Source organism: Planctomycetota bacterium, from assembly GCA_016872555.1.
GTDB lineage: Bacteria > Planctomycetota > Planctomycetia > Pirellulales > UBA1268 > F1-20-MAGs016.
Genome location: VGZO01000140.1, coordinates 1 through 1,807 on the forward strand (window position 1 = coordinate 1; position 1,807 = coordinate 1,807).

Genomic DNA, 1,807 nt, shown 5'->3' on the forward strand with positions numbered 1-1,807 from the left:
CGTCGTAAAACTGACCACCAGAAAAGCGTTCGGCTTTCGGACCGCGAAAGGCATTGAAATCGCGTTGTTTCATGTCCTTGGCACACTACCGGAGCCAGAATCAACCCACAGATTCTGCTGAGGAGGCCAACTTCGAGGCCCAGAAGGTCGGCCAGGGGGAGTTCGGGATCTACAGCGGCGAGTCGCCGACGCTCCAAAACCAGCTGGAGAACCGGTACCTCGTCAGCGGCTCGATCACGTTCCGCTTCAGCGGCGTGAACGGGTTTGGCGACGAGTGCATCAAGGATGCGATGTTCGGCTTCGGCACGTCGCCCGACGCCGTGATCAACCTGCCGGAGCCGGGCGGGCTGGCCGCGTGCGGGCTGCTGGCGGCAGCCATCCTCGGCGGGCTGTCGCGGCCGCGGGCGCCGCGGAGCCTCGCGGCGGCGCTCGGCTTCGCGGCCGTGGTCGTGGCGATCCTGATCGCCATGCCGGCCGTCGAGGCCGGGCCGGTGATCGTGGACGACGCGTTCGACTTCTCCGCCGGCCCGCTGGGATGGACGGCGACGCCGGTGGGCAAGAATGGTTTCCTGCCACCTTCCGACCCGGGCATGAACGCCCGGTGGGCGCATGGAGGCGACGCATGGAGCGTGAACTGGGCTCCCGTGAGCGGTCCGCTCGTCGCCACCGGCAACTACCTCACGAGCGGGCCGATCGACGCCAGCGACCAGACTCAGCAGGCCGGCGGCGGCAGGCTCGTCGACCTGATCCGGATCAGCATCGGCCACAAGTTCGGCTTCGGCTCCTTCAGCGGATCGATTCCTCCGGCCGCCGGCCAGGTGGCCTACAGCATCAACGACAATCCGTTCGTGGCGATCAGCGGTTCGGCGTGGCAGACGGGCAGCGTGCTTGCGCCCTCGCTTCCCGATCCATTCGGCGCCTCGCCGCTCTGGCCGGCGCACGTGAGTCAGACCACGCTCGTGAAGCCCGGCTTCACGCCCCCCGTCGGTGCCTATCCCGACCTGTTCCCGCTGCTCAATGCGGGCGCCGCATTCACCGGTTCGACGCCGGGCTACTCGAGCACCGGCGGCGCCTATGTGCCCAGCGTGGCCGTGATCGCCATCCCGCTGCAGGAGATCACGAGCCTCCGCATCCGGCTGATCAACGCCAACCTCGGTTCGTCGTGCGAGACCGGGGCCGGCTGGGACGTCGGCTACCTGCAGACCGACTTCGCCGCCCCGGAGCCCCCTGCGGCCGGACTGGCGACGGCCGGCGGGCTCGCGCTGGCCGCCGTGACCGTGCGGAACCGGCGGGCCCCGGCGACGCCACCAGTCGCCAGGGCGTGCGTTGGGCATGGATGAATGACGGAAGGTGAGAGTCCTTTATGGGGCCTGTTGGAGGCAACCAGAAGCCGGAGGCAGCTGCACGAGACCGAGGCTGGCATTGCACAGCCGAGGTCTTTCCCGTGAGGGCGTGTGGGATGGAAGCCCGAGGCGAACCGCAGCACCGAACGCAAGTGAACCTCCGTAAGGCCGGCCTGCCTGGGCAAGCGTGCGCCTCAACGCGACACCCGATATCCAACCGTGGCAGGACGGTAGTGGGGGCGGCGGCGGCGGGAAGTCATTCATTCTTACCCCAAGAGATCTCCTCTGGTCCGGAGACGGTAGGACCCAAGAAGGCAACGACGCGGGTTCGATGCCAGAGGAGAAGTCGGATCGCCTCATAGTAGCGATGAAGCCCGTGAAAGCGGACGGAGCGAAGGGGGCGATGGGTTTTGAAGCATGAGATCACGCCAACTGAAGTTCGTGTTCGCCGCCAGCCCGCCAGG

The 1,807-nt window shown here is 67.4% G+C and carries 1 protein-coding gene; it reads left to right on the forward strand.

What is annotated here, in order from left to right; all coding sequences use genetic code 11:
• The first annotated feature begins 71 nt into the window (after window positions 1-71).
• Entirely contained in the window at window positions 72-1,340 is a 1,269-nt protein-coding gene (locus FJ309_17530) for a hypothetical protein (protein ID MBM3956375.1), read from the forward strand.
• The last annotated feature ends 467 nt before the right edge of the window (window positions 1,341-1,807 follow it).